At 72.7% G+C, this 22,037-nt stretch carries 19 protein-coding genes; 5 read left to right on the top strand and 14 right to left on the bottom strand.

Features of this window, described 5'->3' with window-relative positions; translation table 11 throughout:
* Positions 1-21: 21 nt before the first annotated feature.
* Entirely contained in the window at positions 22-252 is a 231-nt protein-coding gene (locus tag ACFYO9_RS23325; protein WP_355807324.1) for a DUF4287 domain-containing protein, read from the bottom strand.
* Between the two features lie 102 nt (positions 253-354).
* Here ACFYO9_RS23325 and ACFYO9_RS23330 point away from each other — a divergent pair, with 102 nt between their 5' ends.
* Positions 355-666 (top strand): hypothetical protein, encoded by a 312-nt coding sequence (locus ACFYO9_RS23330; protein ID WP_358711507.1) that lies wholly within the window; start codon positions 355-357, stop codon positions 664-666.
* Positions 667-741: 75 nt separating this feature from the next.
* On the opposite strand, the gene ACFYO9_RS23335 is transcribed toward ACFYO9_RS23330, so the two are convergent.
* The 3 genes from ACFYO9_RS23335 to ACFYO9_RS23345 form a co-directional block, all read right to left on the bottom strand.
* On the bottom strand, positions 742-1,656 hold the full coding sequence (locus tag ACFYO9_RS23335; RefSeq protein ID WP_355807322.1) for a hypothetical protein: 915 nt from the start codon (positions 1,654-1,656) through the stop codon (positions 742-744).
* A gap of 258 nt (positions 1,657-1,914) precedes the next feature.
* Complete coding sequence (locus tag ACFYO9_RS23340; protein WP_358776249.1) at positions 1,915-3,132, bottom strand: acetyl-CoA C-acetyltransferase; 1,218 nt, start codon at positions 3,130-3,132, stop codon at positions 1,915-1,917.
* Between the two features lie 342 nt (positions 3,133-3,474).
* Positions 3,475-4,497: an SGNH/GDSL hydrolase family protein gene (locus ACFYO9_RS23345; RefSeq protein WP_358776247.1), complete on the bottom strand. Its 1,023-nt coding sequence runs from the start codon at positions 4,495-4,497 to the stop codon at positions 3,475-3,477.
* A gap of 164 nt (positions 4,498-4,661) precedes the next feature.
* Here ACFYO9_RS23345 and ACFYO9_RS23350 point away from each other — a divergent pair, with 164 nt between their 5' ends.
* Positions 4,662-6,050 carry a cystathionine beta-synthase gene (locus ACFYO9_RS23350; protein ID WP_355807316.1) on the top strand — a complete coding sequence of 463 codons (1,389 nt, stop codon included), beginning with the start codon at positions 4,662-4,664 and terminating at the stop codon, positions 6,048-6,050.
* A gap of 478 nt (positions 6,051-6,528) precedes the next feature.
* Here ACFYO9_RS23350 and ACFYO9_RS23355 read toward each other — a convergent pair whose 3' ends face one another.
* On the bottom strand, positions 6,529-7,371 hold the full coding sequence (locus ACFYO9_RS23355) for a helix-turn-helix transcriptional regulator (RefSeq protein ID WP_358776245.1): 843 nt from the start codon (positions 7,369-7,371) through the stop codon (positions 6,529-6,531).
* A 172-nt stretch (positions 7,372-7,543) separates the two neighbouring features.
* On the opposite strand from ACFYO9_RS23355, the gene ACFYO9_RS23360 reads away from it, so the two are divergent.
* Positions 7,544-8,305 carry an SDR family oxidoreductase gene (locus ACFYO9_RS23360; RefSeq protein WP_358776244.1) on the top strand — a complete coding sequence of 254 codons (762 nt, stop codon included), beginning with the start codon at positions 7,544-7,546 and terminating at the stop codon, positions 8,303-8,305.
* 22 nt (positions 8,306-8,327) lie between these two features.
* Here ACFYO9_RS23360 and ACFYO9_RS23365 read toward each other — a convergent pair whose 3' ends face one another.
* The 6 genes from ACFYO9_RS23365 to ACFYO9_RS23390 all read right to left on the bottom strand — a co-directional run bounded on the left by ACFYO9_RS23365 (position 8,328) and on the right by ACFYO9_RS23390 (position 13,829).
* Positions 8,328-8,747, bottom strand: coding sequence for a hypothetical protein (locus ACFYO9_RS23365; RefSeq protein ID WP_358776242.1), 420 nt, complete (start codon positions 8,745-8,747; stop codon positions 8,328-8,330).
* A gap of 11 nt (positions 8,748-8,758) precedes the next feature.
* Positions 8,759-10,186: a cytosine permease gene (locus ACFYO9_RS23370; protein WP_358776240.1), complete on the bottom strand. Its 1,428-nt coding sequence runs from the start codon at positions 10,184-10,186 to the stop codon at positions 8,759-8,761.
* Positions 10,187-10,273: 87 nt separating this feature from the next.
* Positions 10,274-11,206, bottom strand: a complete 933-nt coding sequence (locus ACFYO9_RS23375; RefSeq protein ID WP_358776330.1) for an ABC transporter substrate-binding protein — start codon at positions 11,204-11,206, stop codon at positions 10,274-10,276.
* Between the two features lie 22 nt (positions 11,207-11,228).
* A complete protein-coding gene (locus tag ACFYO9_RS23380) occupies positions 11,229-11,900 on the bottom strand; it encodes an ABC transporter permease (RefSeq protein ID WP_358776238.1) in 672 nt (223 codons plus the stop codon).
* A 1-nt stretch (position 11,901) separates the two neighbouring features.
* Positions 11,902-12,549, bottom strand: coding sequence for an ABC transporter permease (locus ACFYO9_RS23385; protein WP_358776237.1), 648 nt, complete (start codon positions 12,547-12,549; stop codon positions 11,902-11,904).
* Positions 12,546-13,829: an ATP-binding cassette domain-containing protein gene (locus tag ACFYO9_RS23390; RefSeq protein ID WP_358776235.1), complete on the bottom strand. Its 1,284-nt coding sequence runs from the start codon at positions 13,827-13,829 to the stop codon at positions 12,546-12,548. The genes ACFYO9_RS23385 and ACFYO9_RS23390 overlap by 4 nt, the downstream gene beginning before the upstream one ends.
* Before the next feature lie 142 nt (positions 13,830-13,971).
* Between ACFYO9_RS23390 and ACFYO9_RS23395 the strand changes: the two genes are divergently transcribed.
* Together ACFYO9_RS23395 and ACFYO9_RS23400 are read left to right on the top strand one after the other, a co-directional pair.
* Positions 13,972-15,531 (top strand): aromatic amino acid ammonia-lyase, encoded by a 1,560-nt coding sequence (locus ACFYO9_RS23395; RefSeq protein WP_358776233.1) that lies wholly within the window; start codon positions 13,972-13,974, stop codon positions 15,529-15,531.
* On the top strand, positions 15,528-16,361 hold the full coding sequence (locus ACFYO9_RS23400; protein WP_358776231.1) for a MurR/RpiR family transcriptional regulator: 834 nt from the start codon (positions 15,528-15,530) through the stop codon (positions 16,359-16,361). The genes ACFYO9_RS23395 and ACFYO9_RS23400 overlap by 4 nt, the downstream gene beginning before the upstream one ends.
* Before the next feature lie 41 nt (positions 16,362-16,402).
* On the opposite strand, the gene ACFYO9_RS23405 is transcribed toward ACFYO9_RS23400, so the two are convergent.
* From ACFYO9_RS23405 to ACFYO9_RS23415, 3 genes are read right to left on the bottom strand one after another with little or no spacing between them, the layout of a single operon-like run.
* A complete protein-coding gene (locus tag ACFYO9_RS23405; RefSeq protein WP_358776328.1) occupies positions 16,403-18,637 on the bottom strand; it encodes a PQQ-binding-like beta-propeller repeat protein in 2,235 nt (744 codons plus the stop codon).
* Between the two features lie 2 nt (positions 18,638-18,639).
* On the bottom strand, positions 18,640-20,979 hold the full coding sequence (locus tag ACFYO9_RS23410) for a protein kinase (protein ID WP_358776229.1): 2,340 nt from the start codon (positions 20,977-20,979) through the stop codon (positions 18,640-18,642).
* 17 nt (positions 20,980-20,996) lie between these two features.
* Positions 20,997-21,926 carry a hypothetical protein gene (locus tag ACFYO9_RS23415; protein ID WP_358776227.1) on the bottom strand — a complete coding sequence of 310 codons (930 nt, stop codon included), beginning with the start codon at positions 21,924-21,926 and terminating at the stop codon, positions 20,997-20,999.
* Between the last annotated feature and the right edge of the window lie 111 nt (positions 21,927-22,037).

The raw sequence follows: 22,037 nt of genomic DNA on the forward strand, positions 1-22,037 counted from the left end.
GTGGTGGGTGAGGGAGCGCGGTCAGAGCAGTTTGCGGGCGGCCCGCCTGAGGTCGTACTCGTGGATGATCGCCTTCGCGTGGCCGTACGCGAGGTTGTGTTCGGCGCGGAGCCAGCTGACCTTCTCCTCGAAGCGGAAGAGAGAGGGGCCTTCGTCCACGGCACGGAGCCAGTCGGACACTTCACGACCGGTGCATTGGGGGATACGGGCGAGCAGGTTGCGGTGGGTCTCCTCGGAGAAGACTTGGGACATCGGCGCCTCCGGACGCGTCGCGATGTGTTCCGTCCTTCACGCCACCGTGCCTGAGCGCCGGGGCGTTGGCAACAGTCCCGGAAAGGCACATAGGCTCGCGTGGTGCTCGATACGACGCCTTTGACGGCCGCAGTGGACCAATTCGCCGACCGCCTGCGGGCCGCGCCGCAGAGCCGGCTGCAACGCGGGGCGGCGGCCGAAGCGCTGGCGCTGGCCAGGGAGTTGGCGCTGTGGACGCAGCGTGTGGAGGAACCGGCGGCGCAGCCGCGGGAGATGCCGGACGCCGGGATGTTCGCCGCGGCCGACCAGATCACCGTCGCGGGGCGCGATCTCGCCCTTGTCCTGACCGGGCCCGAGGACCTCGCGCGGGCGTTGGACCTCGTGGCCGAGGCGCAGAAAAAGGCCGGGGTCTAGGACGGTTCGGTCCAGGACCTCGGCCCGGGGCGGGCTGGGCGGGGCGGGTCCGGCCACGCGCGTGGCCGGACTCCGTCAGACCGACGCGATGACGCGGTCGGCCAGGATGTAGATGTTCTCGGTGCCGCACTCGAAGGTCAGCGCGTACGCGCCCGAGATGCCGGAGCCTCCCAGCAGGAACGGCGTGCGGCCCTCGCGCAGCGCGGCGGCGAGCAGCTCCGCGGTCTCGCGGTGGCCGGGCGTCATGCACAGCGTCGTACCGTCCGCGAAGACGTACACGTCCAGCGTGCCGAGCGGGCCCGGGCGGACGTCGGCGAGGGCGGTGCGGGCGTCGGCCAGCTCCTCCAGGCAGGCGACCGTGCGCTCGTGGTCGCCGGGGGCGTCGTGGTCGCTGCGGCCGTCGTGGTCGGGGGACGCCGGCGTCTGCACCGGCACGAAGTCCGGGTGCGAGGGGTGCCGGCGCCGGGCCGCGGCCAGCTCCGGGGAGTCTCCCCCGAAGACGCCGTCCTGGGAGGTGCCGCCGGCGAACTCGCCGGCGCCCGCCGGGTCGGCGAAGGGCTCGACGACCGGTTCCAGGCTCTCCGCGTCCAGGCCGGCGAAGTCCGCCTGGCGCGGCAGGAACAGCTCGTCGGCGATGCTCTCGGGCAGGCCGGACAGGCCGGGGAGCCCGCCGAGCAGCGCGGCCCCGTCGGAGCCGTCGCGGGCCTCCTGGGCGGCCCAGAACGCGCGGGCCTCGGCGAGCTCGCGCTCGCGCTCCTCGGCGAGGGCCTCGGAGACGGCCGCGCGTATCTCGTCGGTGTCCACCGTGGTGCGGGCGGCCGGCACCGTGGGGTGCGGACCGACGGCGGCACGACTCTCGGCCAGTTCGGTGTGCAGGGCTGTGATCTCGGCGAGCTGCTTCCGCAGTCCGTGCACCGCGTGCAGGGCAGCGGCGCCCACGGCCGTGGCAGCGGCCGTGGAGAGCAGCAGGGCAAGAGGCAAGGCGCTCACTGACGTACTCCCGGTTTCAAGTCGACCCCCGACTTCCTACATCAGCTTGAAGCCTGCACGATCCACCTGTCAGTGCATTACGTCACGAATGGGACAGGTCTTTGGGCCCGGGGTTTACCCCCGCACCACGCTGAGCTGGGCATATGTATCTCCCCCAGGAGATAGGTCACATCCTGGGGGAGATTGGGTCACGAAGTGATGCAGGGACTGAGGGTCAACACCGCGAACTGTGTGTCAACGAAATCGGGGGGTTGCGCCCTAGCTGAGGCGCTCGATGACCATCGCCATGCCCTGGCCGCCGCCGACGCACATCGTCTCCAGGCCGAACTGCTTGTCGTGGAACTGGAGGGAGTTGATGAGCGTGCCGGTGATGCGGGCGCCGGTCATGCCGAAGGGGTGGCCGACCGCAATGGCGCCGCCGTTGACGTTGAGCTTGTCGATCGGGATGTCCAGGTCGCGGTAGGAGGGGATCACCTGGGCGGCGAAGGCCTCGTTGATCTCGAAGAGGTCGATGTCGTCGACGGTGAGGCCGGCCCGCTTGAGCGCCTGCTTGCTCGCCTCGACCGGGCCGAGGCCCATGATCTCGGGGGAGAGGCCGGTGACGCCGGTCGAGACGATCCGGGCGAGCGGGGTCAGGCCGAGCTCGCGGGCCTTGGTGTCGCTCATGATCACGAGGGCGGCGGCGCCGTCGTTCAGCGGGCAGCAGTTGCCGGCCGTGACGAGTCCGTCGGGGCGGAAGACGGGCTTGAGGCCCTGGACGCCTTCGAGGGTGACGCCGGCGCGGGGCCCGTCGTCCTTGCTGACGACGGTGCCGTCGGGGGTCGTGACGGGGGTGATCTCGCGCTCCCAGAAGCCGTTCTTCAGGGCTTCCTCGGCGAGGTTCTGGGACCTGACCCCGAACTCGTCCATGTCCTTGCGGGTGACGCCCTTGGCGCGGGCGAGGTTCTCGGCGGTCTGCCCCATCGCGATGTACGCGTCCGGGACCAGGCCGTCCTCGCGCGGGTCGTGCCAGGTGGAGCCCTCGGACTGGGCGACGGCGGCGGTACGGGCCTCGGCGTCGGCGAAGAGGGGGTTGTGGGTGTCGGGGTGGTCGCTGGTCCCGTTCTTGCTGCGCGAGACCATCTCCACGCCGGCGGAGATGAAGACGTCGCCCTCGCCCGCCTTGATGGCGTGCAGGGCCATGCGGCTGGTCTGCAGCGAGGAGGAACAGTAACGGGTGATGGTGCAGCCCGGCAGGTGGTCCATGCCCATCTGCACGGCGACGATGCGGCCGAGGTTGTGCCCCTGCTCGCCGCCGGGCAGGCCGCAGCCGAGCATCAGGTCGTCGATGAGCTTCGGGTCGAGCTCCGGGACCTTGGCGAGGGCGGCCTCGATGATCGTGGCGGTCAGGTCGTCCGGCCGCAGATCCTTCAGGGAGCCCTTGAAGGCGCGGCCGATCGGGGTGCGGGCGGCGGAGACGATCACGGCTTCGGGCATCGAGTGCTCCTGTGGCGAGAGGGCGGCGGGACGGAACGGGGCGGAACTCCTTGGGAAGTTACCTGCACGTATCGCTGTCGGTCACCGGGTGGGGGGTGTGAGACGGGACGCATTTCTAAGCGGGCGCTCAGGCCGCGGGGCCCTGAGCGGACTGGGTCTCGCTCCTGCCGTGCGGCCCGGTGGGGGCTGGCCGCGCAGTTCCCCGCGCCCCTTAACGGCACCTCCGGCCGACGGCACCTGAAGGCGCACGGCCACGGAGACCACCCAGGGGCGCGGGGAACTGCGCGATCAGCCCCCGCCCACCCGCAGGTAAGGACACGCCCCCCCCGGGCCCCCCGGGCCTCAGTGGGGGAGTGGGGACGGTTCTGGGGCGTGGATGCGGCGGCGGCGCCGGCGTTTGAGGAGGGCCCATGGGCCCCGGGGGCCCGTAGGCATGGCCGCTGTGACCTCCGTACCGCCCTCGGACGCCGCCCGCGCCGCCGCCCGGGCGACCGGCAGGAAGCCCTCGCGCCGCGAGACGTCGGGCCGCTCCTCCTCGGGCCACACGCCGAGCGCCGCGCACAACGTGGGCAGGACCGCCATCGCCGCCGTCGCATACCCCTCCGTGGAGGGGTGGTACCTGTCCGGACCGAACAGCTCCCGCGGATTCGCCGCGAACTCCGGACCGAGCAGGTCGCCGAGCGACACCGTCCGGCCACCCTGCTCCACCACGCCGATCGTCTGCGCCGCGGCCAGCTGGCGCGAGACGCGCCGGGCCATCCACCGCAGCGGCTGGTAGACGTTCTCCACCGTGCCGAGGTCGGGACACGTGCCGACGACGACCTCCGCCCCCGCCGTACGGAGCCTGCGGACCGCCGCCGAGAGATGCCGCACCGACCGCGTCGGCGGCATCCGGTGCGTCACGTCGTTCGCGCCGATCATGATCACGCAGACGTCCGGCACCCAGGACGGGTCGGAGAGGATCAGCGTCACCTGCCGGTCGAGGTCGTCCGACTGGGCGCCGGGCAGGGCCACGTTCCGCAGGTCGACGGGGCGCTCCGCCACCGCGGCGAGCCCGGAGGCCAGCAGCGCGCCCGGCGTCTGCTTGGCCCGGTGAACGCCCTGCCCGGCCGCCGTGGAGTCCCCGAGCATCGCGAACCGCACCGGTTCCAGGCCGGTGGCCCGCGCGGCGCTGTCGGCGAACGCCCCGCCGTAGCGGCCGTCCGCGCGCGGCGGATCCGCGTGCCCGCCGTTGCCCACGTTCCGCTTCGCCAGCTGCACCTCGGCGAGCACCACGCCCACCGCGGCCGCCCCGAGCAGCCCGATGCCTCCTCCGCCGTACGCCGCGCCCGCCGCGATCCGTCGTGCCACCCTCGCCCTCGACATGCCCTGCAGCCACCTCCTCGTGCCGTACCGCGCCAAAGGGCCGTACATCCACTCATTGCCCCGTAAGCACGGTCGGCCAATCGCAAGCGGAGGTGAACGGATGAGGTGGACCCTTAGGCTGACCGCACCAATTCGTCGCACTACATCGCAGCCCGGAGACAACGGTGCAATTCCACGACTCGATGATCAGCCTCGTCGGCAACACCCCGCTGTTGAGGCTCAACAACGTGACCGCGGGCATCCAGGCGACCGTCCTGGCCAAGGTCGAGTACTTCAACCCCGGCGGATCCGTGAAGGACCGCATCGCGCTGCGCATGATCGAGGCGGCGGAGCAGAGCGGGGAGCTGAAGCCCGGCGGCACCATCGTCGAGCCCACCTCCGGCAACACCGGGGTCGGCCTCGCCATCGTGGCCCAGCAAAAGGGCTACAAGTGCATCTTCGTCTGCCCCGACAAGGTGTCCCTCGACAAGATCAACGTGCTGCGCGCGTACGGCGCCGACGTCGTCGTCTGCCCGACCGCCGTCGACCCCGAGCACCCGGACTCGTACTACAACGTCTCCGACCGCCTCGTCCGCGAGACGCCCGGCGCCTGGAAGCCCGACCAGTACAGCAACCCCAACAATCCGCTCTCCCACTACCACTCCACGGGCCCCGAGCTCTGGGAGCAGACGGAGGGGAAGATCACCCATTTCGTCGCGGGCATCGGGACCGGCGGCACGATCTCCGGTACCGGCAACTACCTCAAGGAGATCTCCGAGGGGCGCGTCACGATCGTCGGCGCCGACCCCGAGGGGTCCGTGTACTCCGGCGGCTCCGGGCGGCCCTACCTCGTCGAGGGCGTCGGTGAGGACTTCTGGCCCACGGCGTACGACCGGAACGTCACGGACGAGATCATCGCGGTGTCCGACAAGGACTCCTTCCAGATGACCCGCCGCCTCGCCAAGGAGGAGGGGCTGCTCGTCGGCGGCTCCTGCGGCATGGCCGTCGTCGCGGCGCTGCGCGTCGCCGAGCGGCTCGGCCCCGACGACGTCGTGGTGGTGCTCCTGCCCGACTCCGGCCGCGGCTACATGAGCAAGATCTTCAGCGACGAGTGGATGAACGACTACGGCTTCCTGGAGCAGGACGGCGACCAGCCGGACGTCGGCGACGTGCTGCGCCGCAAGGAGGGCGGCGCGCTGCCCTCGCTGGTGCACATGCACCCCGAGGAGACGGTCGGCGAGGCGATCGAGGTGCTCCGGGAGTACGGGGTCTCGCAGATGCCGATCGTGAAGCCGGGCGCGGGGCACCCCGACGTGATGGCCGCGGAGGTCATCGGCTCGGTCGTCGAACGCGAGCTCCTGGACGCGCTGTTCACGCAGCGCGCCTCGCTCTCCGACCCGCTGGAGAAGCACATGTCGGCGCCGCTGCCGCAGGTCGGCTCCGGGGAGCCGGTGGCGGACCTGATGTCGGTGCTCGGTGCGGCGGACGCGGCGATCGTCCTGGTCGAGGGGAAGCCGACGGGGGTCGTGAGCCGGCAGGACCTGCTGGCGTTCCTGGCGGAGCAGGGGCGCTGACGCTGGTCTTGGCGGAGGGGGTGCGGGGCTTCTCCGAAGTGGTACGGGGCTTCTCCGAAGTGGTACGTGGGTGTCATGTGTGCGCAGCACCCGCTTAACACGGCTCCGGCACAGTGGTGTTTGTCGGCGTCAGGAACTCCGGAGCGGCTCCCGGGCCTCCTCGTACGTCTGGACGTGCGTCCGGCTCTGACCCGGCCGCACGTCCCTCACGGGGACCACCGTCGTCCCGGCCTCCGGGGACCTCTCCGGCGGTGCGGTGGTCCCCGTGAGCGGCCTTGACCTGCGGTCTTCGTCTGCGGCCCGGTGGGGGCTTGTCGCGCAGTTCCCCGCGCCCCTGACGGCACCTCCGGCGGGCGGCACTTGACGGCGGGCGTTCACGGGGCCCACCCAGGGGCGCGGGGAACTGCGCGATCAGCCACGGCGCGCCCGCAGAAGGACGAATCACTTAGGGGCGCGGGGAACTGCGCAACCGGGGAGCTCAGGGGCGGGCCGGTTCGGTCGGGGTGGTCCAGCTGGCCAGGAGGGACAGTCGGTCCGCGCTTTCCGAGCCCGGCTCGGGGGTGTAGACGACCATGAGCTGGTCGGGATCGCCGGGCAGCGCCAACGTCTCGTAGGGGAGGACGAGTTCCCCCACCACCGGATGGTTCATCCGCTTCACGCCGTGGGTCTTTTCCTTCACCTGGTGGTCGGCCCACAGTCGCCGGAAATCCTCGCTCTTGACGGACAACTCGCCCACCAGGGCGCAGAGTTCCGCGTCCGAGGGGCAGCGCGCCGCGTCCAGGCGCAGATACGCGACCGTCTCCGCGGCCACCGCCTCCCACTCCGGGTAGCAGTCGCGCCCGGGGCCTTCCAGGAACACCTGGCGCGGGACGTTCCGTTCCGCGGGCGACAGCGCGGAGAAGCCGTTGAGCGCGTCGGCCAGCGCGTTCCAGGCCAGCACGTCCATGCGGCGGCCGAAGATGAACGCCGGCGCCCGGTCGATGGTGTCCAGGAGCAACCGCAGGCCGGGGCGGACCCGTTGCGCGGGGGCCCGGGGCCGGCGAGGGCGCGGCCGGGGCCGGGCCACGGTGCGCAGATAGGCGTGCTCCGTCTCGTCCAGGCGCAGCACCCGGGCGATCGCGTCGAGCACCGCGTCGGACACCGAGGGCCCGCGCCCCTGTTCGAGGCGGATGTAGTAGTCCACGCTGACGCCCGCCAGCTGCGCGACCTCCTCGCGACGCAGGCCCGGCACGCGCCGCCGCCCGTGCGCGGTGAGGCCCACGTCCGCGGGCTGTATGCGGCCGCGCCGTGAGCGCAGGAAGTCTCCGAGGTCGCCGTCCATGCGGTCGATCCTAGAGGGGCGGCCGGATTCCAGCCTGGTACTGCCGGACCCAGGAAAAGCACAGCCCTGGGTAGCGCGGCACGGGACGCGCAGAGTGGTTCTCGCCGCCGGGGAACGCCCCGGACGGCACCGACCCCGCACCGACCCCACTGATCACACAGGGAGTTCAGCCATGTCGTACGAGAACCTTGTCGACCGCACCGCCCTCGTCACCGGCGCCGCCAGCGGCATCGGCGAGGCCACGGCCCGGCTGCTCGCCGCCCGGGGCGCCCGCGTCGTCCTGCTTGCCCGGCGCGCGGAGCTGCTCGACGAGCTGGCCGGGAAGATCGAGGCGGACGGCGGCCGGGCGCTCGCCGTCACCGCCGACGTCACCGACCAGGCGTCGGTGGACGCCGCCGTGGAGCGCGTGCACGCGGCGTACGGACGCGTCGACCTGGTGGTGAACGCCGCGGGCGTGATGCTGCCGAACCCGGTGACCGCCCACCGCACCGACGAGTGGCAGCGCATGCTGGACACCAATGTGGCGGGCGCGCTGCGGATCATCGGCGCCTTCACGCCGGACCTGATCGCCGCGGCCGACGGGGGCGGGACAGCTGATTTGGTCAACATCTCGTCCGTCGGCGCGCACGTCACCTTCCCGCACTACGCGGTGTACGGGGCGACGAAGGCCGCGCTGACCTATCTGTCGGAGTCGCTGCGCACCGAGCTCGGCCCGCGGGACGTGCGCGTCACCAACGTCGAGCCGGGCCTCACCGAGACCGGGCTGCGCGGGCACATCGACAACACGGAGCTGAGCGGGCAGCTGGACGGCATGTTCGGCGCGATCGGCTCGCTGGCCGCGGACGACGTCGCCGACCTCATCGCGTACGCGACGAGCCGGCCGCGCCACGTCAACCTGCGTCAGCTGATCGTGCTGCCCACCCGCCAGGCGTGAGCCGCCGGGGCGCGGTGCGCCCTCAGTCGTCCCACTCCGAGGAGCGTTCCCTGCGGCGCCCTCCCAGGTCGGCGCCGCGCAGGGCGTGCACCGCGTTCACGCCGAAGATGCCGGCCCAGCAGACGAAGAGGCCGGTCAGGTCGGCGTTGACCACGGCGATGGCGGACAGCGGGATGGCCAGGATCAGCGAGATCACGCCGAACCCGCAGCGTTCGCTCCAGGAGTCGACGGGGCTGCCGGGGGTGCGGGCGCCGCGGGCGACCACCATCTGCTGCTCGGCGAGGTGGCGGCGCATCCGGCGGTCGACCGTGCCGTCCAGGCGCTGCTCGATCTTCCCCAGGAACGAGTCGACCAAGGCGGCGTCGTACTCTTCGCCGAGCTCTCTGCGGGCGTGCAGAGTGGCGTCGAGTTCCTTCTTGAGTTCGGGGTCACGGGCTTCCATACCCGGTTACGTTACGGCGCGGGCGCCTCGGTCGCGGTGGGGCTAACCCCCCTTTCCGTCCGGGCACCACCCCCAGGAACGGGCCGGTTCCGGCGGGCGAGCGCCCAGTACAGCACCGCGGGCACCACGAGCCCCACGATCCATGAGACGTCGGCGCCGCCCAGCGGCTCGACCAGCGGGCCCGTGTAGAAGTGCGTGGCGAGGAAGGGGAGCTGGGCGAGGACCCCGGCCCCGTAGACGACGAGGGCGTCCCAGCGCCACGCGCCGTAACGGCCGCGCGGGTCGAAGAGGGCGGGGATGTCGTACCGCTCGCGCGAGATCAGGTAGTAGTCGACCAGGTTGATCGCCGACCAGGGCGTGAAGAAGGTCAGCAGGAACAGCAGGAAGTCCTTGAACGACGTCAGGAAGCTGTCCTTGCCGAGCAGCGCGACCGCCGTGCCCGCCACCATGATCACCGCGATGTACGCGGCCCGCCCGCGCTGCCCGAGGACCCGCTGTCCGCGGAAGCCGCTGATGCTCGTCACCATCGACATGAAGCCGCCGTAGGTGTTGAGCACGTTGATGGTCAGCTTGCCGAGCGCGATCACGAAGTACAGGAAGGAGGCGATCAGACCGGTGCCGCCGAGGCCGACCACATAGCCGACCTGGTCGGCGAGGAAGGCGTCCCCCGCGCTCGCCGCCACGAGCACCCCGAACGTCATCGACCACTGCGAGCCGAGCGCCGAACCGGAAAGGGTCCACCAGAACGTGGCCTTCGCCGACGTCGTGCGCGGCAGATAGCGCGAGTAGTCGGCCACGTACGGGCCGAAGGCCAGCTGCCAGGAGGCCGAGAGGGAGACGGCGAGCAGGAACATCGGCAGGTCGAAGTGGGCGTCCGACAGCAGCGCCGAGAGGTCCACGCGGTCCAGGAGCCGGATGCCGAGGTAGACGAAGGCGAGCGCGCAGATCACGCTCGCCACCCGGCCGAGGGTGTGGATGACGCGGTAGCCGACCGCCGCCATGACCGCCGTGACCAGGGCGAAGAGCACGATGCCGGTGGTGTCGTCGGTGTGCGTGAGCTCCGCGGTGGCCTGTCCGGCGAGCACGCTGCCGCTCGCGAAGAACCCGACGTACATGAGGATGACCAGGAGCAGCGGGACGACCGCGCCCTTCACCCCGAACTGGGCCCGCGACTGGATCATCTGCGGCAGGCCGAGCTTCGGGCCCTGCGCCGAGTGCAGGGCCATCACCGCGCCGCCCAGCAGATTGCCGAGGACCAGGCCCACGAGGGACCACACCACGTCGCCGCCGAAGACGACGGCGAGCGCGCCCGTGACGACCGCGGTGATCTGGAGATTGGCGCCGAGCCAGAGCGTGAACTGGCTGAACGCCGTGCCGTGCCGTTCGTCGTCGGGGACGACGTCGATGGAGCGCCGCTCCACCAGGTCCTCTGCCGCCATGCCGGTCAACTCCCTTGTTCCGTTCCGTACGGGACTTCCCTGCTGTCACTTCGTGAGGCCGTGCTGTTGCTTCGTGAGGCCGTGCTGCTACTTCGTGAGGCCGTGCCGCTCCGCCCAGTCCTGTGCGACGTCCTCGGGGTCCTTCTTGTTCTTGTCCACCAGGCGGTTGAGCTCGGTGAGCTGCTCGGTCGTCAGGAGCGCGCCGAGCCGGGCGAGCGCCTTGCGCACGGTCGAGTCGGCCTTGCGGTCGGCGACGAGCGGGACGACGTGCTGGCCGGGGACGAGGTGCTTGGGGTCGGTGAGGACGACCCAGTGTTCGGCGGCGATGTCGGTGTCGGTGGTGAAGAGGTTCGCGACGTCGACGTCGCCCTTGCGCAGCGCGCCCTTCACCAGCGGCCCGGACGAGTCGAGCGACTTGAACTCCTTGAACTCGACGCCGTAGACGTCCTTCAGGCCGACCGCGCCGACGGTGCGCTTCTTCACCTCGGCGGCGGCGCCGATGACGAGTTTGCCGTTGTGCTTCGCCAGGTCGGCGAGGGACTTCAGGCCGTACTCCTTCGCGGTCTCGCGGGTCACGACGAACGCGTCGGAGTCCTCGGCCTTCCCGTACGGGAGGATCTGCAGGCCGCGCGGGAGGCGCATGGCGAGGGCGTTCTGCATCTCGCCCTCCTCGGCGGCCTTCGCCTTGGGGTCCAGGTAGTGCAGGAGCGCGCCCTGGTACTCGGGCAGCAGGTCGATGTCGCCGCCCTTGAGGGCGGGGATGAGGATCTCGCGGGTGCCGAGGTTGGGGCGCACGCTCGTCTTCACGCCGGCCGCCTCCAGGGCGGCCGCGTACAGGTATCCGAGGACCTGGTTCTCGGTGAAGTTGGCGGTGCCGATGGTGACGCCGCCCTTGCTGGAGCCGCCTCCGCCGCCGCCGGACCCGTCGCCGTTCAGCGAGGTGATGCCGCCGCTGCAGGCGGCGAGCGCGGGGACGGATGCGGTGGCGAGGAGTCCGCCGATGAGGTTTCTGCGGGATATGGGGGCCATCTGGTGTGTGCTCCTAGGCCTGTCGGGCGGGGCGGTGGCGGAAGAGGGTGCGCTGCAGGGCGGCGAGCGCGAGGTCGAGTACGACGGCGACGAGCGCGACGAGCACGGCGCCGCCGAGCACCTGGACCAGGTCGCGCTGGGCCAGGCCGTCGAAGACGTACCGGCCGAGCCCGCCGAAGGAGACGTACGCGGCGATGGTGGCCGTCGCGACGACCTGGATCAGCGCGAGCCGCAGCCCCGTCATGATGAGTGGCAGCGCGAGCGGCAACTCGACCTGGAACAGCACCTGGTGGGCGCGCATGCCCTGGCCGCGCGCCGCGTCCTTCACCTCGAGGTCGACGGCGGTCATGCCCGCGTACGTGTTGGTGACGATGGCCGGCACCGCGAGCGCGACGAGCGCGATGTAGACGGGCCACATGGAGAGCCCGCTCGCCAGGAAGACCAGCACGACGAGGCCGACGGTGGGCAGCGCGCGGCCGAACGAGGACAGGTTGATGGCGACGAAGGCGCCACGCCCCGTGTGCCCGATGAGCAGGCCGAGCGGCAGCGCGATGGCGGCGGCGATGAAGGTGGCGAGCAGCGAGTACTGCAGGTGCTCGGCGAGGCGGTGGGCGATGCCGTCCGGGCCCGTCCACTGCTCGTCGCTGACCAGCCAGGCGCCGAGGTCCTTGAAGAGTTCGTACATGTCAGGCACTCCTGCGGCGGCGGGTCCAGGGCGTCAGGACGTACTGGAGGGTGACGAGCAGGGCGTCCGCGACGAGCGCGAGCAGCAGCGTGAGGACGACGCCGACGATCACCGGGGTGGGGAAGTTGCGCTGGAAGCCGTCGGTGAAGAGCTGGCCGAGTCCGCCGTCGCCGATGTACGTCGCCACGGAGACCAGCGAGATCGACATGACCGTCGCGATCCGTACGCCCGCCATGATCACCGGCAGGGCGAGGGGGAGTTCGACGGTGAGCAGGGTGCGCAGCGGCCGGGTGCCCATGGCCTTGGCGGCTTCCTTGGTCCTCGCGGGCACGGAGTCGAGGCCCTCGACGGTGTTCCGCAGCAGCACGACGAGCGTGTAGATCGTCAGGCCGGTGACGGTGGTGGTACGGGTGAGTCCGCTGACCGGCAGGAGCAGCACGAAGACGGCGATGGACGGGATGGTGAACAGGACGTTGGAGAGCCCGAGGAGGAGTCCGCGCAGGGGGCGGACGCGGTGGGCGACGACGGCCAGCGGGAGAGATATGAGCAACCCCAGGGCGACGGCCGAGAGGGCGGCCTGGAGGTGGGAGAGGGTGAGGGTGGTGAGGTCATCGGCATGGTCGCCGATCCACGACCAGTCGATGGTCATGCGGGGCCCTCGGCGGGGGCGGCGTCACCCTTGGGGCGCGGGTCCGTCTGCCGCGGGGGGTCCTCTGGCGGGTGCGGATCGCTCTCGGCTGGTCGCGCAGTTCCCCGCGCCCCTAGGTGGTCCTCCTCGGCCCGCACCTCTGGGCGGGACTCCTCCGTGCCGGGCCCGGTGGTCGACTCAGGGGCGCGGGGAACTGCGCGACCAGCCCCCACCGGGCCCGCAGCCGACTGCCCCGCCCCCACCGGGCCGCGGCCTCTCTCGTGGGCCGCTCCCGCCCCGTCGTGGATGTCCTCCCGGGACGACACGCCGGTCAGGACGCCCGCCGCGTCGACGCGGGCCACCAGCCCCGTCGGGGCGGATATGGACTCGTTGAGGGCGGACAGCAGCGAGTCCGCGTCACGCAGCGCCCGTACGGGAACGTCGGCCGCGTCACCGTCCTTGTGCCGCCAGGCAACCGGCACCCCCGCCGCGTCCATGCGGAGCGTCCACGCCCCGCCCTCGGGGGCCGGCCCCTGCGGGACACCCGCCAGCGTCGTCAGGGACAACAGCTTCAGGCCCCGCTCCGCGCCCAGGAAGTCCGCGACGAAGTCGTCCGCAGGGCGGGCGAGGAGCTCCGTCGGCTCGGCGCACTGCACGAGGTGCCCGCCCGTACGGAAGACGGCTATCCGGTCGCCGAGCCGCACCGCCTCGTCGATGTCGTGCGTGACGAAGACGATGGTCTTGTTCAACTCCCGCTGGAGTCGCAGCAGTTCGTCCTGGAGCTGGGTGCGGACCACCGGGTCGACCGCGCCGAACGGCTCGTCCATGAGCAGCACCGGCGGATCCGCGGCGAGCGCGCGGGCCACGCCGACCCGCTGCTGCTGTCCGCCGGAGAGCTGGTGCGGGTACCGCTTGCCCGCGTCCGGGGCGAGCCCCACCGTCTCCAGGAGCTCGGCCGCGCGGGCGCGGGCCTTGCGCCGGCCCCAGCCGAGCAGCAGCGGCACCGTGGCGACGTTGTCGAGGACCGTGCGGTGCGGAAAGAGCCCGGCCTGCTGGATGACGTAACCGATGGAGCGGCGCAGCTCCGCCGCGTCCTGCTCCAGGACGTCGCGGCCGCCGACGCGGATGGTGCCGGAGGTCGGGTCGACCATCCGGTTGATCATGCGGAGCGTCGTCGTCTTGCCGCAACCGGAAGATCCGACGAGGACGGTCACGCCGCCTTCCGGCATCTCGAGGGTGAGGTCGTGGACCGCTGTGGTGCCGTTCGGGAAGCGTTTGTGGACCGTATCGAACTGGATCATGTGGAGTCCCTTGCCCGGCTGTATATCGTCATGCAGAGTTCTTGCTGTCTGAATAGGTTGTCAATAGTTCTCGGCGCTTCCGGCAGAAAACCCTGGTAACAAGTGGCCGATGGGCAAGACAGGACGTCCGATTGAGGAGGGAATGCGAGTGAAGTCGTCTCGTATCGCGGACACGGCGACCGGCGACAGGGGAGCGGTCGTCATCCTCGACGGCCGGGGAATGATGGTCGCAGACGTCGTACGCCTGGCCGAATCCGATGCCAGGCCGGTGCCCGCCACCGACGGGATGCAGCGCGCCGAGAACTCCTGGAACGCCGCCCGCGAGATCGCCGCGTGGGGCCGCGTCTACGGCCGCTCCACCGGCGTCGGCGCGAACCGGAATGAGGATGTGCCCACCGAGGCGGCCGCCGACCACGGCCTGCGGCTGCTGCGCTCGCACGCCGGGGCCATCGGTGAGGAGCTGCCCGCCCGCGAGGTCCGCGCGATGCTCGCCGTCCGCGCCAACCAGCTGCTCGCCGGCGGCGCCGGCCTGCGCCCCAGCGTCGTCACCGCCCTCTGCGAGGCCCTGGAGGCCGGCGCCTACCCGACGGTCAACGAGTTCGGCTCGGTCGGCACCGGCGACATCGCCGCCCTCGCCCAGATGGGCCTCGCGCTCGCCGGCGAACACCCCTGGCAGGGCCCCGGGAAGCCGCCCGCCCCCCAGCCCCTCGACAACAATGACGCCCTCGCCCTGATCAGCAGCAACGCCCTCACCCTCGGCCAGTCCGCGCTCGCCCTGCACGAACTGCGCGGCCTGATCGGCGCCACCCAGGTGGTCGCCGCGCTGTCCCTGATGGCGGTCGACGGGTCGTACGAGGCGTACGCGCTGCCCGTCCACGAGGCGCGCCGCCACCCCGGCTCGCACGCGGTCGCCGCCCGCATGCGCCACCTGCTCGGCGCCCCCGACCGCCCAACGCCGCCGCTCGGCCGCATCCAGGACCCCTACGGGTTCCGCTGTCTGCCGCAGATCCACGGCCCCGCGCACGACGCGGCCACCGCCCTGGAGGACGTCCTCACCGTCGAGATCAACGCGGCCGCCGAGAACCCGCTGATCTGCCCCGAGGACCTGGCCGCCTACCACCACGGCGGCTTCTACCTCGCCCAACTCACCCTGGCACTCGACCACTTCAGGCTCGCCACCACCCAGGTCGCCCGGCTCTCCACCTCCCGCCTGTCCACCCTGAACGAACCGGCCTTCACCCGCCTGCGCCCCTTCCTCGCCGACGGCGAACCGGCCTCGTCGGGCGTGATGATCCTCGAATACGCCGCCGGCGCCGCACTCGGCGACCTGCGCGCCCTCTCCGCGCCCGCCTCCCTCGGCCACGCGGTGCTCTCCCGCGGCGTCGAGGAACAGGCCAGCTTCGCCTCCCTGGCCGCCCGCCAGACCCTGCGCGCCTGCGCGGCGTACCGTCTGGTGGTCGGCTGCGAACTGGTCGCGGCCACCCGGGCGTTGCGCGAGCGCGGCCTGCGCCTTGACCCGGACACCCCGCTCGCCCGCGCCTTCGAACTCGCCGACGCGGTCCTGGACGCGGAGCTCGCCGACCGGCCGTTGACGGATGATGTGACGGCGGCGACCGGGCTGCTGGACCGGTTCACCGGACTGTGGTCGGAGCCCGGCGCCGGAACGAGTGCGGGTACGGACCTTCTGAGGGGGACGGCATGACTGACAGCCCTGCCGCGCGACTGCAGGTGCTCTTCGAGGGCCACCGGCTCACGCCCACGCAGCGGCGCATCGCGCACTGCATGGTGCGCAGGGCCGCCGACGCGCCCTTCCTCTCCAGCGTGGAGCTCGCCGAACTGGCCGGGGTGAGCCAGCCGTCGGTCACCCGCTTCGCCGTCGCCCTCGGCTTCGACGGCTACCCGGCGCTGCGCAGGCACCTGCGGGACGTGGCCCCCGCGGAGAGTTCGGGGGCGGCCGCCGCCAACGAGTACCAGCAGGCGGTCGAGGCGGAGATCGAGAACCTCCGGCACCTGGCGGAGGTCCTCGCCGACCCCGCGCCGGTCGAGCGCGCGGGCCGGCTCCTCGCCGCGTCCCGCCCCCTGCTCGTCCTCGGCCTGCGGGCCGCCGCGTCGCAGGCGTACGGCTTCTCGTACTTCGCCGCGAAGGTCCACCCCGACGTGCGCCTGCTCGACGAGGGCGGCACGATGCTGGCCGACCGCGTCGACGCGGCGGTGCGGGCGGGCGCCACGACGCTGCTCTGCTTCGCGTTGCCGCGCCACCCCCGCGAGGTCGTCGACGCGCTCGCCCACGCGCGGGCCGCGGGCCTGACGGTGGTCACCGTCGCCGACTCCGCGTTCGCCCCGGTCGCCGCCCACTCCGACCTCCTCCTGCCGGCCGCGGTCGGCACCGGCCTCGCCTTCGACACGGCGTGCGCCCCGATGCTCCTCGGCCGCGTCCTGCTGGAGGCGATGTGCGACGACCTGCCGGACGCCCAGGCCCGGTTGGAGGAGTTCGACGCGGGGGCGGCGGCGCGGGGGCTGTTCGTGGAGTGACCCCGCCCCCGTCGCTGTGTGTGGGGCGGGCGCGGTCCGCCCTACGCCTGCGGCACCCTGACCCGGAACAGCCTGCCCGACCAGGCGGCGTACAGGTCGCCGCCGACGGCCCGCCCCGACCATTTCCCCGAGCCGCCGGAGACCCGGTGGTGCCAGACCTGCTCGCCGGTTCCCGCGTCGAAGGCGTAGAGGCCCTTCGTGCCCGCGGCGAAGAAGAGTCCGCGCACGGCGCCGAGCAGGTCGAGGTCGGCGAGGCCCGACCCGGCCGTCCAGCGCTTCGCGCCGGTCGCGGCGTCGAGACCGTACAGGACCTTCTTGTCCAGGTAACAGACGGTCGAACCGGCGCGCGCGAAGCCGCGGTTGCCGCGGGCGGTGGTCCGCACCGACCACAGGGTCTTGCCCGAGCCGGGGTCGAAGGCGGCGAGCAGGCCGCGGGTCGAGCCGTTGAAGCCGGTGCTCGGGTAGCAGAACAGGGTGCCGTCGAGCAGGCTCAGGGATCGTGAGTAGCCGATGATCTCGCTGTTCGTCGGCGGCAGCCGGGTCGGCCTGCTCCAGAGCGTCCGGCCGGCCTCGGGGTCCAGGGCGAGCACTTTCATGTCGGCGTCGATGCCGTGGAGCACCTTGCTCTTCGTGCCCTTCTCCGGCGGTTGGAGGGTGACGAGGTCCTTCGCCCACAGCCGCTCGCCGGTCTTGCGGTCGAGTGCGGCACAACCCATGAGCATCGCGCCCGGGGTGACCTTCGACGCGCTGCCCCAGAGCAGCGGCGCGCCCGCCGGGGTGACGCCGATGACCGAGCCGACTTCCTTCGTCTCCGGGGAGGTCCACCGCTCCTCACCGCTCGACGCCTCCAGGGCCCGGAACCGCCCGCGGCTGCTGGTCAGCACCAACTCACCGTCGGTGAAGCCGAGTTGGGGAGCGTCATCGCCGCCCGGCGCGTCCCACAGCTTCTTCCCCGACCGGCCGTCGAACCCGTACACCTTGCCGTCGGTGCGCACCGTGTAGACGTGCTTGTCGTCCGCGAGGGCGTCGGTGTTCTGGCCGTCGAGGTCCTTCCACAGGAGCTTGCCGGTGCTCCGGTCGAAGCAGGCGCCCACGGCCTTCTCGGTGCACAGCAGCGTGGACCGGGTCACCTCGTCCAGGAACATGCCGGGGCGCGGAAGTTCCTTGGTCCAGACGAGTTCGGGGGTGGCCGACGGGCCCGCGCCGTCCCCGCGCGAGCTCAGGAACCAGGCGGTGCCGCCCGCCGCAGCGGTCACGGCGAGCGCGGCGCCGCCGGCCAGCAGCCCGCGGCGGCCGAGCAGCGGGCCGCGCAGCGCGCCGGCCAGCGTGCGCTGGTCCTCGGTCACCTGGAGCTCGACCGCGCCGAGCCAGCCCGCGGTGGTCTCCGGGCGCAGCCAGGTCTGCAACTGCTCCACAGTGGGGCGGTGGGCGGGATCCTTGGCGAGGCAGGCGGTGACGATGCCGAGCAGGCCGTGCGGGACGCCGGTCAGCTCCGGCTCCTCGTAGGCGGCCCGGTAGAGGAGGGCGTGCACCGCGCCGGTGCCGAAGGGCGGCACGCCGGTGGCCGCGAAGGCGAGCACCGCGCCGAAGGCGAACACATCGCTGGCAGCGGTGAGTTCACCCCCTCTCGACTGTTCCGGCGACATGAAACCGGGCGAGCCCGCGACCTGCCCCTCGGCGGTGAGCACGGTCCCGTCGACGGCCCGGCTGATGCCGAAGTCGATGACCCGGGGCCCGTCGAGGGTGAGCAGGATGTTGGACGGCTTGAGGTCGCGGTGGATGAGCCCGGCGCGGTGGATCGCGGCCAGCGCCTCGGCCAGGCCGCCGCCGAGCACGCGCAGGGTGGGCTCGGGCATCGGCCCGTGGGCGTCCAGGGCGTCGGTGAGGGAGGGGCCGGGGATGTACGCGGTGGCGAGCCACGGCTGCGGCCCCTCGGGGTCGGCGTCCACGACCGGCGCGGTGAAGGCGCCGGACACCGCGCGGGCGGCGTCGACCTCGGCCTTGAAGCGGCGGCGGAAGTCGGGGTCCGCGGCCAGTTCGGGCCGTACGACCTTGACGGCCACCGCGCGGCCGCTGCGCGACGCGGCGAGGTGGACCCGGCCCATGCCGCCCGCGCCGAGCTCCCGGATCACCCGGTAGGGGCCGATGTACGCGACGGGGGCGGCCTGCGGGGGCGGGGCGGCCTGCGAGGGCGGCGCGGGTGCGGGGACGGGTGCGGGGCCGGTTGACGGCGGCACGGAGGGTGTGGACGGCGGCAGGGGCGGGGTGGGCGGCATGGTCACGTCGTGTCGCTCCGGAAGGCGTGGAGGGTGGTGTCGGACGCGGCGTAGAGCATGTCGCCGGTGAGCTGGAGCAGCCAGCTGCTCTTGCCCCCGGCCCCGTCCCCGTCGCCGGCGGGCTGGTGCGCCCAGAGCGGTTTCCCGTCGGAGCGGCGGAGCACGATGAAGCCCGGGACGTCGCCGGTGGCCCAGGTGGGGATGGCCAGGACGGCCGAGGAGGCGGCGGGCCCCTGGTCGTGGGCGCCGCCGGGGGACGTCAGATGGACCGGGCTCGCCCGGTGCCAGACCTGCTCTCCGTCGCGCATGTCCAGGGCGAACACGGTGCCCGGACTGTCGTAGAGGTACGCCCGTTCGCCGCGGACCCGGGCCGCGCCGATGGACGTCGTCTCGTTGACGGCGGTCCACAGCTTCTTGCCGACGGCCGCGCGGAAGGCCTGCACCTTGGTGCTCGCGACGAGCAGGGTCTTCCCGTCGGTGGAGAGCCGGGGATAGGCGCCGGGTTCGATGACGTTCCCGACCTTCCACCGTTCGTCGCCCGAGCGCAGGCCGAGACCGCGGAGGGTGCCGTTGTCCTGGAGGAAACAGCGGTCCCCGTCCGCGTACGCCTGGAAGTCGCTGCCGTTGACCTTGCGCGACCAGAGCACCTCGCCCGAGCCGAGGTCGACCGCGGCGACCCCGTACCCCTTGTGGCCGCTGGTGCCGACGACCGCGACCGGGCCGGCGACGGACAGGAGGCTCTCGACGAAGTCGGCGGAGAGCGCACCGGCCTTCGACTCGGTGACCGTGTGCGTGAACTTCTGTCTGCCGGTGGCGTCGAGGCCGAACAGGAGGCCGCGTTCGCCGCTCCAGACCGAGGCGAACAGCGTCGACCCGCCCACGCCCAGCCACGTCGGGGTCCCCGAGACGCCGGAGGGCATGCGCAGTTCCCCCTCCCAGCGCTCCTTCCCGTCGGCGGTGCCGTAGGCGGTCGCGCGCCGCTGCTCCCAGTGCACCAGCACGTCGCCGAGGAGCTGCAGTTGCGGGGTCGAGAGCTTCTTCAGGGGGACCGACCACCGGGGCGCGGGGCCGGCCGGGACCTTGGGCGCGGACCTGCCGGTGCTGCCCGCGCTGCTGCTTCCGCTGCCGCTGCTGCCGCCGTCGCGGGCCGGGTTAGTGCCGGGCGCCGGGCGCCAGCCTGCCAGCGCCGCCGCCCCGCCGCCCGCCGCGACGGTGGTGCCGGCCGCGGCGAGCCACAGGAACCTGCGGCGGCTGGGCCTCCCGCGGGTGGCGGTGTCGAAGGAGTCGGCGGACGCCACGAGGGACGCCGCGGGCACGGGCGGTGCGGACACCAGGACGTCGGCGTGCGCCCGTCGCCGCGCCAGGTCATCGCGCAGGCCCGGCACGAGCAGCGCGGCGGGATCGGCGGCCCCCAGCGCGGCGAGGACGGCGGCGGCGGTCGGCCTGCGGGCCGGGTCCTTGTCCAGGCAGGCGCCGATGAGCTCCGTCAACGCGGCCGGTACGCCGTCGAGTTGGGGCGGCTGGTGGACGGCCCGGTAGAGGATCTCGGCCGTCCCTCCCGAGCCGAAGGGGCCGCGCCCGGTGGCCGCGTAGACCAGGACGCAGCCCAGCGAGAAGATGTCCGCCGCGGGACCGGCGTCGCGGCTCGACACGATCTGCTCGGGCGCCATGAACCCGGGCGTGCCCATCACGGCGCCGGTACGCGTCACTTGGGTGGCGTCCACCGCGCTGCTGATGCCGAAGTCGATGACGCGGGGCCCGTCCTCGGTGACGAGTACGTTGCCGGGCTTGAGGTCGCGGTGCACGATGCCCGCGTCGTGGATGGCGGGCAGCGCCTCCGCGAGGCCGGCGCCCAAGGCCCGCAGCCCCGCCTCGGACAGCACGCCGAAGCCGCGTACGACATCGTGCAGCGAGGGCGCGGGGACGTAGGCCGTGGCCAGCCAGGGCTGCGGGGCGTCCGCGTCCGCGTCGAGCACGGGCGGCGTGAAGAAGCCGTTGACGCGGCGGGCGGACTCGGCCTCGCGCCGGAACCGTCCGCGGAAGTTGGGCGCCTCCGCGTACTCGGGCCGGATCACCTTCAGGGCGACCAGCCGCGACCCCGGCGACCTGGCCAGGTACACCCGGCCCATGCCGCCCTCGCCGAGGAGCTGGAAGACCTCGTAGGGGCCGATGCGGGCGGGGCCGTGTCGCGGCGGGTGGGCGCGGTGGCCCTGGCCCGGCGGCTCCGGGGCGGCGGTCAGCGGCCGGGTCGGGGTGGCGGGGGCGGCTGGCGGCTGCGGCACGGTGGTGTGCGGGGCCTGTACGGCCGTGGGGTCGCCGTCCGCGTAGGGGTGGGTGGGCACGGTCGTCGCCGCGGCGGTCAGCTCAGGGAGCCGAGCACGTCGCGGGCGGCGGTGATGGCGGCGCCGTCGGCCTGCTTCCGGGTGGTGCCGGAGTCGTCCCGGCTGTAGTTGAATTCCACGCTGATCGAGGCGTTGCCGTCCCTGACGACCACCTCTCCCTTGGCCATCGTGCCCTGCCGGGCGTCGACGGTGTCGACGACGAGGGCCTCCTGTCCGAGTCCCTTCACCGGCCGCGAACCCTCCACCTTGAGCGTGCCGTTGAGATCGTTGAGAGCGCTGCGCTTCTTGAGGTCGTACTGGCCCTTCACGCTGGCGCCGATCGTGAGGCTCACCGACAGGCTCTGATAGCTGGCCGAGTCGTCGGACTCCCATCGCGGCATCCTGGTGATCATCAGGGGCGTGTCGGCCTCTCCCTTGTCCATCGCGCTGGGCGTGCACGCGCCACCGGGCAGGATCTTCTCGACGGTCGACGCCTTGATCAGCTCGCAGCCGTCGGGCACCTTGCTGTACGCCTTGCCGCCCGAAGGCTCCTCGTCCATGGGCCCCTTGGGCCCCTTCGGCTTGGCGACGCCGCCCGGCACGCCCGCGGGCTTGCCCGACGAGGTGTCCTTGTCGTCGTCGCCCGACGTGGCGACGACGACGCCGACGATCACGGCCACGACGAGCGCCGCGGCGCCCCCGATCAGCCAGGCACGCGAACGGCCGCCGCCGGGGCCCGAGGCGCCGGGTCCGCCCGTGCCGCCGGGCGGTACCGGCTGCGACCACGCCGAGGGCGCGCCGCCCGGCGCCTGCGGCGGGACGGGTGGCGGCGCCTGACCGGGCATGGGTGGCGGGGCCTGGCCCGGGCCTTGATACGCCTGGCCGCCGGCGCCTTGGTACGCCTGGCCGGCGCCCTGGTGCGCCTCGCCGAAGCCCTGTAGGGGATCCACCTGCGGGTTCTCGCTCACGGAGCAGCTCGCTTTCCTACGGTTCACACCCTCGGGACCGGCGGGAACCCGTCCCGGAGCGGGCCGGAACGGAGATCGCCCGGGACCGGACACGACGCGCCGAACCCTCTC

It is taken from the genome of Streptomyces sp. NPDC005863 (assembly GCF_042871345.1).
Classification (GTDB): domain Bacteria; phylum Actinomycetota; class Actinomycetes; order Streptomycetales; family Streptomycetaceae; genus Streptomyces.

Bases quoted from the DNA above. Each gene is read 5' to 3' on its own strand.
- ACFYO9_RS23390 (WP_358776235.1), bottom strand. From the start codon at position 13,829: ATGATCCAGTTCGATACGGTCCACAAACGCTTCCCGAACGGCACCACA.
- ACFYO9_RS23355 (WP_358776245.1), bottom strand. From the start codon at position 7,371: ATGGACGGCGACCTCGGAGACTTCCTGCGCTCACGGCGCGGCCGCATA.
- ACFYO9_RS23400 (WP_358776231.1), top strand. From the start codon at position 15,528: ATGACTGACAGCCCTGCCGCGCGACTGCAGGTGCTCTTCGAGGGCCAC.
- ACFYO9_RS23380 (WP_358776238.1), bottom strand. From the start codon at position 11,900: ATGTACGAACTCTTCAAGGACCTCGGCGCCTGGCTGGTCAGCGACGAG.
- ACFYO9_RS23395 (WP_358776233.1), top strand. From the start codon at position 13,972: ATGCGAGTGAAGTCGTCTCGTATCGCGGACACGGCGACCGGCGACAGG.
- ACFYO9_RS23340 (WP_358776249.1), bottom strand. From the start codon at position 3,132: ATGCCCGAAGCCGTGATCGTCTCCGCCGCCCGCACCCCGATCGGCCGC.
- ACFYO9_RS23405 (WP_358776328.1), bottom strand. From the start codon at position 18,637: ATGCCGCCCACCCCGCCCCTGCCGCCGTCCACACCCTCCGTGCCGCCG.
- ACFYO9_RS23345 (WP_358776247.1), bottom strand. From the start codon at position 4,497: ATGTCGAGGGCGAGGGTGGCACGACGGATCGCGGCGGGCGCGGCGTAC.
- ACFYO9_RS23365 (WP_358776242.1), bottom strand. From the start codon at position 8,747: ATGGAAGCCCGTGACCCCGAACTCAAGAAGGAACTCGACGCCACTCTG.
- ACFYO9_RS23360 (WP_358776244.1), top strand. From the start codon at position 7,544: ATGTCGTACGAGAACCTTGTCGACCGCACCGCCCTCGTCACCGGCGCC.
- ACFYO9_RS23385 (WP_358776237.1), bottom strand. From the start codon at position 12,549: ATGACCATCGACTGGTCGTGGATCGGCGACCATGCCGATGACCTCACC.
- ACFYO9_RS23370 (WP_358776240.1), bottom strand. From the start codon at position 10,186: ATGGCGGCAGAGGACCTGGTGGAGCGGCGCTCCATCGACGTCGTCCCC.
- ACFYO9_RS23325 (WP_355807324.1), bottom strand. From the start codon at position 252: ATGTCCCAAGTCTTCTCCGAGGAGACCCACCGCAACCTGCTCGCCCGT.